The sequence below is a fragment of the Mediterraneibacter glycyrrhizinilyticus genome (assembly GCF_015560805.1).
Taxonomy (GTDB): domain Bacteria; phylum Bacillota; class Clostridia; order Lachnospirales; family Lachnospiraceae; genus Schaedlerella; species Schaedlerella glycyrrhizinilytica_A.
This window is the reverse complement of record NZ_JADMSO010000006.1, coordinates 115,871-132,788: the sequence shown is the minus strand read 5'-3', so window position 1 is coordinate 132,788 and position 16,918 is coordinate 115,871. Positions and strand designations below refer to the sequence as shown.

General features: G+C 48.4%; 14 protein-coding genes and 1 other RNA gene. 2 read left to right on the top strand and 13 right to left on the bottom strand.

The genetic code is table 11. The features are described from left to right. Positions 1-45: 45 nt before the first annotated feature. From I2H87_RS07915 to I2H87_RS07875, 9 genes are all read right to left on the bottom strand, one after another. The gene (locus I2H87_RS07915; RefSeq protein ID WP_195609682.1) at positions 46-717 is read right to left on the bottom strand and encodes a uracil-DNA glycosylase; all 672 of its coding nucleotides are present in this window, start codon (positions 715-717) and stop codon (positions 46-48) included. 22 nt (positions 718-739) lie between these two features. Next, positions 740-1,501: an imidazole glycerol phosphate synthase subunit HisF gene (gene hisF, locus I2H87_RS07910; RefSeq protein WP_117551225.1), complete on the bottom strand. Its 762-nt coding sequence runs from the start codon at positions 1,499-1,501 to the stop codon at positions 740-742. Between the two features lie 4 nt (positions 1,502-1,505). Beyond that, positions 1,506-2,114, bottom strand: coding sequence for an imidazole glycerol phosphate synthase subunit HisH (gene hisH, locus I2H87_RS07905; RefSeq protein ID WP_009268036.1), 609 nt, complete (start codon positions 2,112-2,114; stop codon positions 1,506-1,508). Positions 2,115-2,194: 80 nt separating this feature from the next. Beyond that, positions 2,195-3,703 (bottom strand): sensor histidine kinase, encoded by a 1,509-nt coding sequence (locus I2H87_RS07900; protein ID WP_195609681.1) that lies wholly within the window; start codon positions 3,701-3,703, stop codon positions 2,195-2,197. Continuing rightward, positions 3,700-4,380 (bottom strand): response regulator transcription factor, encoded by a 681-nt coding sequence (locus I2H87_RS07895; RefSeq protein ID WP_009268038.1) that lies wholly within the window; start codon positions 4,378-4,380, stop codon positions 3,700-3,702. The genes I2H87_RS07900 and I2H87_RS07895 overlap by 4 nt, the downstream gene beginning before the upstream one ends. Before the next feature lie 23 nt (positions 4,381-4,403). Further along, positions 4,404-8,003, bottom strand: a complete 3,600-nt coding sequence (locus I2H87_RS07890; protein WP_195609680.1) for an ABC transporter permease — start codon at positions 8,001-8,003, stop codon at positions 4,404-4,406. Between the two features lie 9 nt (positions 8,004-8,012). After that, the gene (locus I2H87_RS07885) at positions 8,013-8,717 is read right to left on the bottom strand and encodes an ABC transporter ATP-binding protein (protein ID WP_195609679.1); all 705 of its coding nucleotides are present in this window, start codon (positions 8,715-8,717) and stop codon (positions 8,013-8,015) included. Positions 8,718-8,959: 242 nt separating this feature from the next. After that, a complete protein-coding gene (locus I2H87_RS07880; RefSeq protein WP_195609678.1) occupies positions 8,960-10,213 on the bottom strand; it encodes an MFS transporter in 1,254 nt (417 codons plus the stop codon). A gap of 68 nt (positions 10,214-10,281) precedes the next feature. Continuing rightward, positions 10,282-11,103 carry a zinc dependent phospholipase C family protein gene (locus tag I2H87_RS07875; protein ID WP_022151440.1) on the bottom strand — a complete coding sequence of 274 codons (822 nt, stop codon included), beginning with the start codon at positions 11,101-11,103 and terminating at the stop codon, positions 10,282-10,284. Between the two features lie 315 nt (positions 11,104-11,418). Between I2H87_RS07875 and I2H87_RS07870 the strand changes: the two genes are divergently transcribed. After that, positions 11,419-11,883, top strand: a complete 465-nt coding sequence (locus tag I2H87_RS07870) for a DUF4869 domain-containing protein (RefSeq protein ID WP_195609677.1) — start codon at positions 11,419-11,421, stop codon at positions 11,881-11,883. Beyond that, the gene (locus tag I2H87_RS07865) at positions 11,873-12,361 is read left to right on the top strand and encodes a Fis family transcriptional regulator (RefSeq protein WP_195609676.1); all 489 of its coding nucleotides are present in this window, start codon (positions 11,873-11,875) and stop codon (positions 12,359-12,361) included. Before I2H87_RS07870 ends, I2H87_RS07865 begins: the two co-directional genes overlap by 11 nt. Positions 12,362-12,685: 324 nt before the next feature. On the opposite strand, the gene ssrA is transcribed toward I2H87_RS07865, so the two are convergent. The 4 genes from ssrA to rnr form a co-directional block, all read right to left on the bottom strand. After that, positions 12,686-13,030, bottom strand: a transfer-messenger RNA (tmRNA) gene (gene ssrA, locus I2H87_RS07860). Between the two features lie 139 nt (positions 13,031-13,169). Then, the gene (larB, locus tag I2H87_RS07855) at positions 13,170-13,982 is read right to left on the bottom strand and encodes a nickel pincer cofactor biosynthesis protein LarB (protein ID WP_195609675.1); all 813 of its coding nucleotides are present in this window, start codon (positions 13,980-13,982) and stop codon (positions 13,170-13,172) included. Between the two features lie 33 nt (positions 13,983-14,015). Further along, on the bottom strand, positions 14,016-14,480 hold the full coding sequence (smpB, locus tag I2H87_RS07850; RefSeq protein WP_009268046.1) for an SsrA-binding protein SmpB: 465 nt from the start codon (positions 14,478-14,480) through the stop codon (positions 14,016-14,018). Between the two features lie 64 nt (positions 14,481-14,544). Next, positions 14,545-16,809: a ribonuclease R gene (gene rnr, locus I2H87_RS07845; RefSeq protein WP_279306359.1), complete on the bottom strand. Its 2,265-nt coding sequence runs from the start codon at positions 16,807-16,809 to the stop codon at positions 14,545-14,547. Between the last annotated feature and the right edge of the window lie 109 nt (positions 16,810-16,918).

The window sequence follows — 16,918 nt, the reverse complement described above, 5'->3', positions numbered from 1 at the left end:
CGCACTTTCAAAAGATTCATTTTATAATCTGATTCACTTCCCACTTTACGATCCAATCTGCCAGTCCACCGGCTCCACACCATGCGCTTCCAGAAAAGCATTTGTCTGACTGAACGGCTTGCTTCCGAAAAATCCGCGGTATGCCGACAGCGGGCTTGGATGCGGAGCTTTCAGGATCAAATGCTTCGGATTCGTCAGCATTTTCTCTTTTCGCTGCGCCGGACTTCCCCATAAGATAAAGACGATCGGACGATCCTGTGTATTGAGCACCTGGATCGCCGCATCGGTAAATTCTTCCCATCCGATCCCTCTGTGAGAATTTGCCTGATGCGCCCGCACGGTGAGAACCGTATTGAGCATCAGAACTCCCTGCTCGGCCCATTTGGTCAGACATCCATGATTCGGGATCGTACATCCCAGATCGTCATGAAGTTCCTGATAAATATTGACAAGAGACGGAGGAACCTGTACGCCTTTCTGTACCGAAAAACATAAGCCATGCGCCTGCCCGTAGTTGTGATACGGATCCTGTCCGAGGATCACCACTTTCACATCCTTTAACGGTGTGAGGTGAAACGCATTGAAAATATCGTTTGCCGGCGGAAAGATCTGCCTTGTCCGATATTCTTCGTTTACTGTATCGAATAATTTCTTATAATAAGGCTTCTTAAATTCCCCTTTCAAAGCCTCATACCAGTCTCCGTTGATTCCTGCCATTTCTCTTTTGCTCCTCTCTTCCTTATAACCGCACCGGCACGTCTTCGCGCTGCAAGTATTCTTTCACCTGTCGGATCTCCAGTTCTTTATAATGAAACAATGACGCTGCCAGCGCCGCATCTGCTTTTCCCTCAGTCAGCGCCTCCTTGAAATGTTCGATCTTTCCTGCGCCGCCGGACGCGATCACCGGGATCGACACATGCTCCGCGATCGTCCTCGTCAGTTCCAGATCATACCCGTTCTTCGTTCCATCGCAATCCATGCTTGTCAGAAGAATTTCTCCCGCGCCAAGCTTCTCTACTTTCTGCGCCCATTCTACCGCATCCAGACCGACGTCAACCCGTCCGCCGTTTTTATAGACGTTCCATCCGCTTCCATCCGCACGCTTTTTCGCGTCGATCGCAACCACCACACATTGACTGCCGAATTTTGCAGCCGCCTCCGAGATCAGTTCCGGTGTGTTGATCGCCGATGAATTGATCGAAATCTTGTCTGCGCCCTCCCTGAGCAATGTCCGAAAATCTTCCACCGTACGGATCCCTCCGCCGACGGTAAACGGAATGAACACACATTTTGCGACTTCGCGCACGAGATCGACCACAGTTTCACGGGCATCCGAGGATGCGGTAATATCCAGAAAAACAAGTTCATCCGCGCCTGCTTTGTCATATGCTTTTGCAATCTCGACCGGATCACCGGCATCTTTGAGATCTACAAAATTAACTCCTTTTACAACCCTGCCCGCATGTACGTCCAGACAGGGAATGATTCTCTTCGTAAACATTTCCTCACCCCAGTTCCACAAAATTTTTCAAGATCCGCAGTCCCACATCGCCGCTCTTCTCCGGATGGAACTGACAGGCAAACACGTTATCTTTTTCCACGGAAGCATGGATGTGAACGCCATACTCTGTCGATGCTTTCACGATCTCTTCCTCCGCCGCTTTTAAATAGAAAGAATGTACGAAATAGACATACGCCTGTTCCTCGATCCCGCGAAACAGTCTTCCGTTATGCTCCAAGTGAAGCGAATTCCATCCCATATGCGGGATCTTCAGTCCCCCGGAAGCAGGGATCCGCAGGATCTCCCCCGGGAGAATCCCCAGCCCCTCCACGCCCGGCGCCTCGTCGCTTCGTTCAAACAAAAGCTGCAGCCCAAGACAGATCCCGAGAAACGGTATTTTCTTTTTTACCACTTCTTTGATCACCGGTACAAGATTCCGCCGGTTCAGATTTTCCATCGCATCGCCAAATGCGCCGACCCCCGGGAGGATCACCCGGTCTGCTGCCAGGATCTTTTCAGCCTCATCCGTGATCTCCACGGTCTCTCCAAGCGACTGAAGCGCTTTTTCAACACTTTTGATATTGCCTGCATCATAATCAATAATAACTGTCATCCTCTTCCCCCTTTAACTTCCTGTTCTTTTGCATCACATTTTTCCGCGGCTCATTCTTTTGCATCACATTCTTCCGCGGCTCATTCTTTCGATTCCCAGTCATTTGCTTCCCATTCTTTTGCATCCAATTCAAACCAGAATTCTACTCCATTGTCAAAGTTATTCACTCCGTAATCCTGGTGGAATGACTCCATGATCGCCTTGACGATCGAAAGACCGATCCCGTTTCCTCCGTATTCCCTCGTATGCGCTTTGTCCACTTTGTAAAACTTGTCCCAAAGTTTTCCGAGGTCTTCTTCCGGGATCGGATTGCCGCTGTTAAATACGCTCACGCGGACGTTATCTTCTTTGTGCATCACCCGGATCTCGATCCGCCGTTCTTTGCCGACATGATGGATCGCGTTGGTCAGATAATTACGGAACACCTGCTCCGTCTTAAATTCGTCCGCCCACACATAAACGGTATCATCCGCCACAAAATCAACCGACGCCTCCGCCTGCTGTATCAAAATCTCGCAGCTTGCCAACACGCCCTGGATCAATTTTACCACATCAAACCGTGTGACTTCCAGTTCTTCCGAGCCAAATTCCAACTGATTTAGCACAAGCAGATTTTTAACCATCTGATTCATTTTGTCAGCCTCGTCCATAATCACATCACAGTAAAACTCCCGGCTCTCCGGATCTTCATTCACGCCCTCTTTCAGCCCTTCCGCATATCCCTGGATCAACGCGATCGGCGTCTTCAGTTCATGAGAAACGTTTCCGAGAAATTCGCTCCGCATATTCTCGATTTTTTCTTTCTGCTCAATGTCTTTCTGAAGCTGGTTGTTCGCCCTTTTCAGTTCGGAGATCGTCTCTTCCAGCTTCCGCGACATCGTATTGAAGCTTTCTCCCAACACGCCGATCTCATTATCGCCGCCCCGGGTGTATTTGGCGTCAAAATCTAAGTTTGCCATCCGCCGGGACAACTGTGCCAGTTCCAGGATCGGATCGGTGATCTTTCTGGAAAAGAACCAGACGAACACCGCGCCCAAAATAAGCGTCACCCCTCCTACATACAGCAAAAAACGATTGGCGATCGCCGCGCTGTCCCGGATACTCTCCAACGGGCTTTGTATGATCAAAAGACAGCCGTTCGTCGTCACGCCGAACAGTTCCAGATATTCACTGCCTGAATCCAGTTTCTGTTTGTATACCGCGTACATATCCGACGATTCCAGCATGCTTCCTTGTTTCTGATTTTCGCCGATGATATAACCGAACAGACGTGTAAATAACGGTCCTTTTTCTTCCTGCTCCGTATACAGCACCGAATTCGCTACCCGGTCCACCACATTGATCGAAAGATTGTTCCGCCCCGCTTTTCTCCAGATCGAATTCAGAGCCGCCTCGTTATCCAGTTTGTCCGATTCCAGCAGGTCGTCGATCAACTGATACATATCTGTCATTTCCGTCAATTTATTAGAAACGTAATACTGCTCGAGAAATCCACTGTTGAGGGCAAAGATCAATCCCATGATCAGAATGATCAGCCCGAGGAACAGCGCCAGCATCTGCCTTTTAATCGACCGGATGGAACGTCTCATGACTCTACCTCGAATTTATAGCCCATACCCCAGATCGTCTTGATGTAATCCCCTTTTTCTTCCAGTTTGCTCCGCAGTTTCTTCACATGGGTATCGATCGTGCGTGCATCGCCAAAATAATCATAATTCCAGACATTATTGAGGATTTTTTCTCTGGATAATGCGATTCCCTGATTTTCCACAAAATAAGTCAGCAATTCAAACTCTTTAAAGCTCAGCTCGATCGGTTTTCCATCCAGCTTTACGAGGTGGGCTGTCTTGTCGATCTCAATTCCGCCCGCCTTTAAAAGTTCTCCCGGATCTGCTCCGAGCGTCCGCCGCAGGATCGCTCCGACTCTTGCGACAAGGATCTTCGGACTGAACGGTTTGGAAATATATTCGTCCACGCCCAATTCAAACCCCTGCAGTTCATCCCGCTCATCCGACCGTGCCGTCAGCATGATCACCGGAACCCGGGAATGTTCCCGGATCTCCCGGCACACCTGCCAGCCGTCCATTTTCGGCATCATCACATCCAGGATCACAAGCGCAATGTCCTTTTCCTCATAAAACAAGTCCATTGCTTCCATACCGTCTCCGGCTTCCAGTACAATATATCCCTCCCGGACAAGGAAATCTTTTACAAGTTTCCGCATCCGGCTTTCATCATCCACAACAAGTATTTTGATCTTGTCCATCTGTCCTGCCTCCTTATTTTACGCTATTCTACACTTTTCAGAGATTCTATCATATCGATCTTCTTCAGCTTAAAGTACATGACCGCATTGACCAATACCGAAAATCCGACTGTGATCAGAAACCCATATACGAAACTGCTGAAATCAATATTCCGTCCAAACATCGCCGTGTCGATCTCCACGGTCACAATAATGAAGCGATGCAGGATCTTTCCGAGCAAAATGCCGACGATCGCGCCGATCACCGTCAGGATCACATTTTCACGATATACATATTCTGCCACTTCCATCGGATAAAATCCAAGAACTTTCAGCGTTGCCAATTCTCGCTTCCGCTCGGTAATGTTGATGTTGTTCAAATTATACAGAACGACAAAGGCGAGCATTCCCGCAGAGATCACGAGAACCACGATCACAATGTTCAGACTTCCGAGCATATCGTCCAACTGTTCTTCCACATTGGTCGTATAGCTGACGCTCAGCGCGCCCTCTTCTTCGATCACCGAACCGCCCACGTCTTCTGTCTCCGCTATTTTTCCATCCTGCATGATATAGTAAACCGAGTTATAATCCGGCTCCTCTTCAAATCCATTTTGATACAAATCTGCCGTCATATACAGATAGTGCATCATATAATTTTCGCAGACTGCTGCGATCTTGTACGGGATCTCTCCCTTTTCATCGTCTACGACATAAATCGTATCTCCCGCCTTTACTTCCAGTTCTTTCGCCGCCTTCTCGGTCAGGATCACACCGCTGTCATCGAGCGTATACTGCTCTTTTGTGATCCGGTCACGGTTGACAACAAAATCAGAAAAATGTTCTTCCTCTTTCGGAACGTTTAAGAAGACGTCTTTTTCTTCTTTGCCGTTGCTGATCGTCACCTGCGTGAGCAGATTTTCCGCCGTGGATTTCACACGTTTATCCGCATCCAGTTTTTTGACCGCCGCGTCCTGCTCCTCCTCGGAAGCCTCTTCATTCAGCACAACGTTTCCATTGTAAAGACTCAATTCGTGATACTGTATTTTCCCGATATCGAAGATCGAATCTTTCAGGCCGAAGCCGACGAGCAGAAGCGCCATACATCCGCTGATACCGAACACCGTCATAAAGAACCGTTTTTTATACCGGACAAGATTCCGGATCGTCGCTTTCCATGTAAAACTCAGTCTGCTCCAGATCCAGGTCATCCGCTCCAAAAGCACACGTTTTCCGTTCTTCGGCGCCGGTGGGCGCATCAGTTCCGCCGCCTGTTCCCGCAGTTCCCGATAACAGGAGAAGATCGTCGCAAACAACGTACATACAAGCGCTGCCATCGACGCCATCAGCGCGTACTCCAGATTGTATGGGATCACCACGTTATGCATATGCGGATACATGATACCGTATGCCGTGATGATAATATATGGAAATACTTTTTCTCCGAACAAAATGCCGACAATACTTCCCGTCACCGTTGCAAGCGTCGCATATCCGAGATACTTCGCTGCGATCGAGCGTCTGTCATAGCCAAGCGCTTTTAGCGTACCGATCTGCGTCCGCTGCTCTTCTACCATTCGTGTCATCGTCGTCAGGCTGATCAGCGCCGCCACAAGGAAGAACAATACCGGAAATACTTTTCCGATCGCGCGCATCCGGTCTGCATTCTCTCCATATCCGGTATAATCAGTCAGATCGTCCCGGCTGTTGATATACCATTTTGCCGGCTCGATCTTTGCGATCTCTGTTTCCGCATCCGCAAGCTCTGCTTCCGCATCGGCGATCTCGGCGTCAGCCTCGGCTTTGCCGTCGTCATATTCTTTCTGGGCGTCGTTCAATTTCTGTTCATTCTCTGCTATCTCCGATTCGGCTTCCGCGATTTTCTGCTCCCCGCTCGTCAACTGTGCCCGACCGTCTGCGATCTCCTGTTTTGCAGTTTCCAACTGGCTCTTTGCATCGGCAAGCTGTGTTTTTCCGCTTTCCAACGCCGCTTTTCCGGTATCCAGCTGCGCCTGCCCCTCCGAAATCTGGGTGCGTCCACTGTCAATCTGTGCCTGCCCCTCATCCAGTTGTGTCTGCGCTTGTGTCAGTTGCGCATAACCGGCATTCAGCTCTTCCTGCCCCGCCGTCAGCGCCGCCTGCCCTGCGTCCAACTGTGCCTGCGCGGCATCCAGTTGGCTTTTCCACGTTGTGAGCTGCGTCTGCGCGCCTGAAAGCTGTTCTTTTGCCGCCGCAAGCGCCGCGTCCCCCTCCGCGATCTTTGCTTCCATCGCCTGCAGCGTCGCTTCGTCCGCGGTTCCGCTTTCCAAAAGCGCCTGATACTGCGCTTTCAGTTCATTCAACTGACTTTCCTGCACCCCGACCAGAGTACTTTGTTCTTCCAATGCTTCCTGACTCTCTGCCAACTGCGCCCATTGTGCATCCAGTTCCGTCTTCTGTGCATCCAGCGCTGTCTGACTTCCGTTCAACTGCTGCTGTTTCTGGTCAAGAGCCGCCTTGTTCTGTTCTACGATGGCTCTCTGCACATCCAGTTCACTTTGGCTGCCCTCCAGTTCCGCCAGCTTTCCGTCCAGCTCTCGTTGCTTTTCGTTCAGCGTCTCCTGCTGTGTTTCCAGCTCCGCCGTTTTTTCCGACAACAGTTTTTCATTTTGTGCGATTTCCGCTTCCCCTGCTGCCAATGTCTCTCTGGAACTTTCCAGTTCCGCATACGAAGAAGCAAGCTGGGCTTTTCCGTCATTTAACTGCTTCCATCCGTCATCGATCTGTTGTTTCGCATCGGCAAGTTCTGTCTGTGCCTCCGCTTTTGCATCAGCGAGTTCCTGCTTTCCGTCTGCAAGTTCCGTCTCCGCTTCCTCGCGGATCTCTTTCGTTCGGGAATCCTGCCGTTCTTCCTTTCTTTCTTCCAGTTCATCGAGCACCTGTTCCACATGATCGGTATATTCGTCTGTAAATGCGGTCAATTCTTTTGCTCCGTCCACCGTCGCGTACAACTCTGTATACACATCCATCTCGAAACTCTCCGGCAGTACCGCAGCAAATCCCGACACCGATCCGGTTCCGATCGTCGTATTTCCTCTTCCAAAAGAAATAAAATTCGGACTGCTCACACTTCCCACGATCGTAAACGTATCTCCGGTCAGTGTATCGGTGATCGGGTCGTCCGTTCCCGACGTCAGCCTGATCGTATCGCCAATCTGATAACCATTGCGCGCCAGAAATCCGTCTTTTGCCAGCAGATCCGCATCCACCGCACATTCATCCGGTTTTTCGGGAAGTCTTCCCTCCTCCAACGTCAGTTCGTTCATCGACGGAAGCATCGACATGATATGTAATACCGCCTGGCTTTCCGTACCGGCGCAAAGCGCGTCGGTCGAATATCCCGCCTCCACATTTTCAATACCGTCCACCTGCTTCAGTACTTTGATATCCTCATCCGTCAGTCCAAGCGTGCTCATCACCTGAATATCCATCAGGTTCTTTTCGTCAAAATACGCATCCCCCGAATACCGCATATCCGGCTCCGCCGCACGGATTCCCGAGAAAAAGGACACGCCGATCGCAACGATAAAAAAGATAGAAAGAAATCGCCCGAGACTTCTTCGGATCTCCATATAAAATTCTTTTTTCAATGCTTTCTTTTTCATTTGTTTTCCCTACCATTCAATCAGATCGACAGACACCGGAGAAGTATTTTTCTCCATCTTCGCCACTTTTCCGTTTTTGATCTTGATCAGCCGGTCTGCCATCGGCGCAAGCGCAGAGTTATGCGTGATGATGATCACCGTCATCCCCTTTTTCCTGCACATATCCTGAAGCAGTTTTAAGATTGCCTTTCCGGTATTGTAGTCCAGCGCTCCGGTCGGTTCGTCGCACAGCAGTAGTTTCGGATTCTTCGCAAGCGCCCGTGCGATCGATACACGCTGCTGCTCGCCTCCGGATAACTGGGCCGGAAAGTTATCCAACCGTTTGCCAAGTCCTACGTCTTCCAAAACAGTCTGTGCGTCCAACGGATCTTTACAGATCTGCAGCGCCAGCTCTACATTTTCCTTTGCAGTCAGATTGGGGACAAGGTTATAGAACTGGAACACAAATCCGATATCGTCACGCCGATAGGATGTAAGCTGCCGTTCGTTATAGCGTGTAATATCCGCGCCGTCCACAATGATCTTTCCGCTCGTCGCCGTATCCATACCGCCCAGAATATTCAACACCGTCGTCTTTCCCGCGCCGCTTGGCCCGACGATCACGACCAGTTCGCCCTTTTCAATCTCAAAATCGATCCCGTCAACTGCCCGGATCTCCACCTCTCCCATTTTATATACTTTCGTAATATGCTTTAATTCCACAAAATCCGCCATATGTTTACACCTTTCTTTCTCCGCTGTCGATATGATGTTTGGGGCAAAATGCGTTATCCGTGTACGCCCCCCGGTATTTTCTTATAATTATAACATGCCGAAAACAGATTTTGACGAATTTCACACTTTTTTTAGACAACAAAAATCTCCGGTCGGATCCTGTGTAAATATCTCATTGTTTTCACACATGGTTTTCCTCCGGAGATTTTCTTTTTTCCGATTTTATTCACATTTGTCTGTTTTTATTCACATTTTTCCCGCTCTTCGTTCATCTTCACTGCTTTTCTGAACAAAAGCAGTCCGACCACAAACAAGACCGAGATCGCGCTGACGCCGACATTCATTTTCCCGGTGATCTGACTCATTACAGATACCAGCGTTGTGCCGAGGATTGCCGCGCCTTTTCCGCAGATATCATATATTCCGAAATATTCCCCCGCTCTCTCGGCCGGAATGATCTTTCCGAAATAGGAACGGGACAGCGCCTGCACCGATCCCTGGAACATCCCGACCAGAACCGCAAGGATCCAGAAATCGGTCTGCGTATCCAGAAAATATGCATAAACAGAAATCCCGAGATACGCAAAAATGCAGACGGTAAGGATCTGTGTCGGTTTTACACGTTTTGCCACCTGATTTAAGATCAGAACCGATGGAAATGCCACGACCTGAGTCAGCAAAAGCGCCAGAAGAAGCCCCGTACTGTCCAGACCGAGCGCCTGTCCGTAAGCGGTCGCCATATCAATGATCGTATACACACCGTCAATATAGAAGAAAAATGCAAGCAGGAACACAAAAATGTGCTTTTCTTTCTTTATATCCAGAAATGTCCGCCCCAGTCTCGCAAAACTTTCACGCACCACATGCCCTGACACTTCCACATAGTGTTTCTGCTGGAAAGACAGAAGCAATGGAACTGCCGATACGAGCCACCAAACCGCAGTGATCAGAAATGCGATCGTCATGGACGCCTGCATGCTCAGTCCAAGACTGCCTCCGCCAAGCACTATGCCAAGGCTGGCAATAAATGGAATACAGCTTCCGATATATCCCCAGGCAAATCCCTGAGAAGAGACCGTATCCATCCGCTCCGGCTCCGTCACATCCGTCAGCATCGCATCATAAAATACGAGACTTGAAGAATATCCCACTTTCGCCAGCACAAAGATTCCAAGAAACCAGATCCACGACGACAAAAATCCCAAGATCACACATCCAAGCACACCGACAGCCAGTGTCCACTTAAAAATCCTTTTTTTGAAATTCTTCGTATCTGCGATCGCCCCGAGCGTCGGTCCCAAAAGCGCTACACACAGCGTACTGACAGATGCGGCATATCCCCAGTATGCCAGATAATCCACATCCGAAATCCCCGCATTTCCCGCAAGATAGTTAAAATAAATCGGAAAGATCGTCGATACAAGCATCGTGAATGCAGAATTTCCCACATCGTACAGCACCCACTTTTTCTCCATTGGCGTCATCTTAAATTTCATAGTCGCCCTCCCCATCTTTTGCTTAAAATACTCTTTTTCCCGAGCCCTCTTTCTTTTGCCGGCTCATGTTACAGCGGCAGTTTCTCCCAGTCTTCTCCTGCTCCGAACGTCTCATGAAACCGTTTCTGCAATTCTTCTCCATGAAACAATACTTTCTGATACTGCAGGATCAGACTTGCCGCCAGCGGAACTGCGCCCGCATACAGCTTCTTTAACAGCTGACAGTAATCGGCACATGCCGGATTCGGCTGCTCGCTCATCACAAGTCCGTGCATGGAATCGTACATGCCCGCGATCTTCATGCCGCCGAACACGATCTTTCTTTTAAAAGGCTTCGGCGCGAGCAGAAGTTTGTGCACCCAGACCATCGAAGAAAGAGACTGCTTCACTTCCTCCGCCGTGATCCCCTCAAAGAACGGAGCGATCACCTGCGCATTCTCCAGCGTCGGATGAATATGCTTTGTTCCAAGGTATGTCACCGGATTGATAAAGTCATCGGTCAAAAATACCCGATCCAGTTCCATCTCGATCTCGGAATGTGAGATCCCGCTGACCTGGATCATTTTCTCAATGTATTTATGGCACTCGCTGTCCAATGCAAAATGACAGATAAATCCATAAATATATGCGCGCGCCGCCCCTTTATCTTCGGAAGCGCCGATCACTTCCACCGCTCTCTTAAAGAAAGCATCCGCCATCTGATCGTGCATTTTGTATCCAAGTCCATTGACATGATTTTTAGAAAACACCTGATAATAAAACAGGATGTCCGGTCCGTGCAGCCCGATATCAAACAGTTCCCTGTTGACCTCAATAGACTTCTGGAGCGGACGCGGAAGCGCGCTCATAACGTCCTTTCCAAATCGATAATGTGTATATGTTGTCGGCATATCAAAAACCCCTTTCTTCTATTCTCTCCTGCTGTCTTCTCCCCATATCCTGATCCGTCCGGTATCTCCTCTTTGCAAATGACAGTTCCATACGCAAAAAGCAAAAACAATACTGCCATCCACGGACAAGACAGATATTATTATCATATCATAACCGGGATTTTTATAAAATACCCGATTCGAACATTTTTCCAAAGTATAACCGGAAATTAACAAAACCGGTGGAGATTATAAAGCAAATGTATTATAATGCCAATAGAATGGTAACGTCAGTGTACACTGGCGCTAACATTTTTCAAAAGAAGCTCAGCATATATGTTAAATATTATCATCAGTCGTGGTTCTGCTGACTTAGATAACAAAAACTATGTATTCAGTCCAGATACTTACTTTAAATATAATTACGAAGAAGAGTGGTTTAACGATAATCTGGTAACAACAATGGTGTTTGATATAGACAGTTCCATCGTAGAATCCCCTCACATGATCAACAGTCCCATACTCGGACAGATTGCACCTGAACGTCTTTCCGGAGGAGTAAAAGCACTCATTATCATGTATAAAGAACCTGATCTGATCGTAAACGCATCCGCCTGCGGTGATAACTGTGCAAAATGGATTCTTGAAATCGGGAAAAGAACTGATCTGACGATCCGATTAGGTTATGAAATGGAATTTCCGGAACCTTTTGATATATGTATCAAAAACAGCGGACATATCACTCATACCTATGAAGATTTCCTGAAAAAATTTCAGGAGGTGGAAATTATTGAAAGGTAATATAAAAGTCGTTGTCTCAACGAAGAAGTTGAGATATGAATTAAATTTACGAAGAAATATAACTATCATTCAGGGAGACAGTGCTACCGGCAAAACAACATTGATCCAAATTATCAATGACTACCTTTCCAGCAGAACCGGTCCGGGAACAGATGTGATCTGCAAGAAAAAATGTGCAGTACTATCCGGAGATCTCGAAAGTGTACTTATCCGTCTGGAAAGACTATCTGACACTATTGTGTTTGCCAATGAACAGGAACATTTTTTATATCCCAAAAGATTTGCAGCTGCCGTACTGAAGTCTGATTGTTATTTTGTTTTTATCACAAGAGATGATCTGCACACTCTGCCTTACAGTGTAAATGAAATCTATTGTTTAAAAAATAGCGGTTATTATCAAAATACACGGCAAGTATACAATTCTCTGCATCAGATTTATCCGGAATCTTCCACGAAGAAACACTTCAAAAAATTCTGAACTCTCCAAGCGAATATATTGAAAGTGGTAATTTCAGCTCATGGGAAAGATTCTTCACACGACTTCTTGAAGAACTTACGAAAAATACAATTTATGCCTATAATAAAAAACATCTTAATCCAAATTACCTTACCTGAGGAAATCTTGAAAAACTGAAACAAACCTTGCCAGTCATTGTAAAATTTTCTTAAATAAAACTACGTGACCATCGCAAAGTTCTACTTATCCAAGCAAAATCCGCACCCGTTACCGAGTGCGGATTTTACATTCATTGAATTTCATTCGGAAAAGCCGTCCCAACGATGGGGTCGACTTAACACGTTTCAGTGGACCTGGCGGGAATCGAACCCGCGTCCAAAAATCCATCCCATGTACTTCTACTATCATAGTCAGTTCTTTTTCATTCCCTCCGCCGCACGGGAACTAACACCCTTACGGTTTCAGTAGCTTCATAATACGCCTACAAGCTCAAAGCTTTGCCTGCATCGTTTCCCGCATCGTTGATGCCAGATTCCCAAGGTGCGGGTGCCCCGGGGCTGACATGCAGCATTTAGGCTGCAGCTAATTCGAAATTATCGTTAGCGTTTAATTTTAAGTTTGCGATTTGACGCATCTGCCTGCGGATAGCTTCTCCATCTTCAGAATCCCTGTCGAAACCAGTACAAGCCCTCATATGGATCAGCAGATTTCTCTGCATGACTATTCTATATGAAATATAACACAAAGTCAAGAGAAAACCTGTCGATTCTATATCTATTCTATGTCGATTCCTGCCGTTATGCTTGAAAATCCGCTGTAAAATGTGGCTTTATTCTGCCGCATCCCTGTGCAATGGGCGGCAGGCTAATCGGTTGATCTGTACCGCCAGATACCCGGCGCCGTAACCATTGTCGATGTTGACGGTTGCCACGCCGTTTGCACAGGAATTGATCATCGTCAGTAATGCGGACACTCCTCCGAAATTCGCTCCGTATCCCACCGATGTCGGAACCGCGATCACCGGAACGCTCACCAGCCCTCCGATCACACTTGCCAATGCCCCCTCCATACCCGCAGCCGTTATCACACAGTTTGCAGTCCGGATCGTATCCAGCCGGGATAAAAGCCGGTGCAGTCCGCTGACTCCCACATCGTAGACCCGTTCCACGCGCGTCCCGAAAAATTCCGCGGTCTGCGCCGCCTCCTCCGCCACCGGAATATCGGCAGTACCTGCCGTGCACACGGCGATCTTGCCGATCCGTTCTTTATCCGGCTTTTCAATCTTCAAAATCCGCGACGCGGCGTCATAAGAAACGGCCGGAAAAATGCGGCGCACTTCCTCATATTGTTCTTTGGACGCGCGCGTTCCGAGCACTTCCCCCTCCGTATCATAAATACGTCGATAAATGGACACCAACTGTTCCACACTTTTCCCACTGCAAAACACAACTTCCGCAAATCCGGTACGCCGTTTGCGGTCGGTGTCCAGTTTTGCATAACCCATTTCCGCAAAATCATTTTCCATAAGAGTCTTTTTTGCAGCAGTTTTTCCCGCAAAATGCTCCTCACGGAGCATCGCTTCTGCCTGTTCCGCAGAGAGCGTCCCCTCTTGTACCTGCTTGAGCACTTCCTGTATATTCATATATCGCTCGCCACCTCGCCTGTCTCTTTTGTTTTACAGATTCCGAATCTTAAATTCTCTCTGTGCTTCCCGTTTCTGGTCTTTCTTCGCAATATCATCCCGCTTGTCGTAAAGTTTCTTTCCTTTTGCAAGCCCGATCTCCACTTTGACAAGACTTCCTTTGAAATAAACCTGAAGCGGCACGACCGTATTCCCCTGCTCTTTCATCTTTCCGAAAATCTTGTCGATCTCCTTTTTGTGCAGCAAAAGTTTCCGCACACGGAGCGGATCTTTATTAAAGATATTCCCCTTTTCATACGGACTGATGTGCATGCCATAGAGATACATCTCTCCGTTTTCAATCCGGATAAACGACTCCTTGATGCTGCATTTTCCCATACGGAGTGATTTCACCTCCGTGCCGGCAAGCACGATACCCGCTTCATATTTTTCCAAAATAAAATAATCATGGTATGCCTTTTTATTGTTTGCGATCAGTTTTCCCTCTGTTTTTGCCATTTTCTAATCTCCCTTTATCCGGACGTCCTCTGTATATCCATACGTCCGTCGATCGTCCGACTACTTACGATTCCCGGTCGGACTGCTGCCTGCTGTCTGCTTCACAGAATTCAAAATCAATCGTCCGCTGCAGACGATCCACACCTAACACGCGCACCCGTACCGGCTGTCCCAGCTTATAGACATTTCGCGTATGCGCCCCGATCAGCTCGTACTGTTCTTCAAAATATTCATAATGATCGTCGTACATATTCGTCACATGTACAAGACCCTCAATCGTATTTTCCAGTTCTACATAAGCGCCCCATCTTGTGATCCCCGAGATCACGCCGTCAAATTCTTCGCCGATCCGCTCTTTCATATATTCTACTTTTTTCAGCTTCACGGTCTCTCGCTCGGCTTCCTCCGCACGCCGTTCCGTCACACAGGACTGCAGCGCCACTTCCGGCAGTATCTTCTCATAATGCGCGATCCGTTCCTCCCGCATCCGACCGCGCAGATCGTCTTTGATGATCCGGTGGATCTGAAGATCCGGATATCGACGGATCGGGGAAGTAAAATGCGTATAATATTTTGCCGCCAGCCCAAAATGTCCCGTGTTCTCCGGACTGTATTTTGCCTGCTTCATCGAGCGGAGCGCCAGCCGGTCGATCAGCGCTTCCTCCGGCGTCCCCTCGGCTTTTCCAAGAAGCTTCTGTACTTCCATCGGACGTACACCGTTTCCGACATGGATATGGTAGCCGAAGTTATTGATCAATGTACTCAGCTTCTTGATCTTTTCGTCGTCCGGCGTCTCATGCGTCCGGTATAAAAACGGAAGTTCTCTCCAGAAATACTCTTCCGCAACCGTCTCGTTTGCAAGGAGCATAAAATCCTCGATCATCTTTGTCGCAGTGTTCCTCTCGTAAGGTTTGATGTCAATCGGACGTCCGTTCTCATCCAGCACTATCTTCGTTTCCGGGAAATCAAAATCAATAGATCCCCGCTGTTTCCGATGTTCCCGGATAATATGGGAAAGTTCCGCCATCTGCTCAAACATCGGAACAAGCGTCCGGTATTTGTCCCGCTCGGCTTCATCCTGTGTTTCCAATATCTTCGCCACACTTGTGTAGCTCATCCGCTCATCCACCCGGATCACGGTCTCCGCGATCTGATGATCGATCACGTCTCCTTTCGGCGTCACCGTCATGATGCAGCTCAATGCCAGACGATTTTCCCCGGCATTCAGCGAACAGATCCCGTTGGATAATGTATGCGGAAGCATCGGGATCACCCGATCCACAAGGTAAACGCTCGTTCCGCGCTTCAATGCTTCCCGGTCAAGCGCGCTTTTTTCCTGCACATAATTCGTCACATCGGCAATATGCACGCCCAATTTATAATTTCCATTCTCCATCGTCAGGGAAACCGCATCGTCGAGATCTTTTGCGTCCTCGCCGTCGATCGTTACCATCTGCCAGTCACGCAGATCCAACCGTCCCGCCATATCCGCTTCACTGACGTCTTTTGCGACACGCTCTGCCTGATTCATCACCCGTTCCGGAAATTCCATCGGCAGATCATACCCTTTTACGATTGAAAGAATATCCGTCCCCGGATCATTGATGTGCCCGATGATCTCCGCCACTTTCCCCTCCGGCTTCATGTCCTGTCCGCCGTAGGAAGTCAGCTCTACCACCACTTTGTGTCCGCTCACCGCACCTTTTTCTTTTCCCTCCGGGATATAAATATCTTTCAAAACGCGCTGATCATCCGGTCTGACAAATCCGAAACGCTTTGATTTCTCATAAAGCCCGACGATCCGGGTCGTTGTGTGAGAGAGGATCTTTACGATCTTTCCCTCCATTCTTCTTTCGCCGCCTCCGAACGATGCGCTCTCTTTTTGCCGGGTAATGATAAATTCCACCTCATCGCCCTGAAATGCGCCGCAGGTCTGCTCTTCCGGAATGAAAACATCTTCCGTCTCCCCCTCCCGGATCACAAATCCGAATCCTCTCGCATGTGCCTGAAACGTTCCGGTCAGCCGCTTCGCCTGTCCTTTTGTATATTTCCCCTTGGCTGACACGAAGATTTTCCCCTCCGCTTCCAGCGCATCCAGCACTGCCCGAAGATCTTCCCGCTGTTCTTTCGGTACCTGAAGCACTGCCGCGATCTCTTTTGCTTTCATCGGCACATACAGATCGTCACAGATAAAATCATAGATCACTTTTTTTCTTTTTTCAAATACGCTGTCTTTTTCGGACGTATTCCTTTTTCGGTCCGTCTTCTTCACTCGTATCCCTCCTTTATTTCGCGCAAAGTGAATCACCGGAAGTTCCAAAACGCACATTCCGGGATTGTAAGCAGTCGCCAAGGTCTCGGGCAAGCCCGGACTTTGGCTCGTCGCCGATACAAAAAAACACCCTATATCTGATATATAGAGTGTTTTGTCATCTTCA

Bases quoted from the DNA above. Each gene is read 5' to 3' on its own strand.
- I2H87_RS07915 (WP_195609682.1), bottom strand. From the start codon at position 717: ATGGCAGGAATCAACGGAGACTGGTATGAGGCTTTGAAAGGGGAATTT.
- hisF (WP_117551225.1), bottom strand. From the start codon at position 1,501: ATGTTTACGAAGAGAATCATTCCCTGTCTGGACGTACATGCGGGCAGG.
- hisH (WP_009268036.1), bottom strand. From the start codon at position 2,114: ATGACAGTTATTATTGATTATGATGCAGGCAATATCAAAAGTGTTGAA.
- I2H87_RS07900 (WP_195609681.1), bottom strand. From the start codon at position 3,703: ATGAGACGTTCCATCCGGTCGATTAAAAGGCAGATGCTGGCGCTGTTC.
- I2H87_RS07895 (WP_009268038.1), bottom strand. From the start codon at position 4,380: ATGGACAAGATCAAAATACTTGTTGTGGATGATGAAAGCCGGATGCGG.
- I2H87_RS07890 (WP_195609680.1), bottom strand. From the start codon at position 8,003: ATGAAAAAGAAAGCATTGAAAAAAGAATTTTATATGGAGATCCGAAGA.
- I2H87_RS07885 (WP_195609679.1), bottom strand. From the start codon at position 8,717: ATGGCGGATTTTGTGGAATTAAAGCATATTACGAAAGTATATAAAATG.
- I2H87_RS07880 (WP_195609678.1), bottom strand. From the start codon at position 10,213: ATGAAATTTAAGATGACGCCAATGGAGAAAAAGTGGGTGCTGTACGAT.
- I2H87_RS07875 (WP_022151440.1), bottom strand. From the start codon at position 11,103: ATGCCGACAACATATACACATTATCGATTTGGAAAGGACGTTATGAGC.
- I2H87_RS07870 (WP_195609677.1), top strand. From the start codon at position 11,419: ATGTTAAATATTATCATCAGTCGTGGTTCTGCTGACTTAGATAACAAA.
- larB (WP_195609675.1), bottom strand. From the start codon at position 13,982: ATGAATATACAGGAAGTGCTCAAGCAGGTACAAGAGGGGACGCTCTCT.
- smpB (WP_009268046.1), bottom strand. From the start codon at position 14,480: ATGGCAAAAACAGAGGGAAAACTGATCGCAAACAATAAAAAGGCATAC.
- rnr (WP_279306359.1), bottom strand. From the start codon at position 16,809: ATGTGCGTTTTGGAACTTCCGGTGATTCACTTTGCGCGAAATAAAGGA.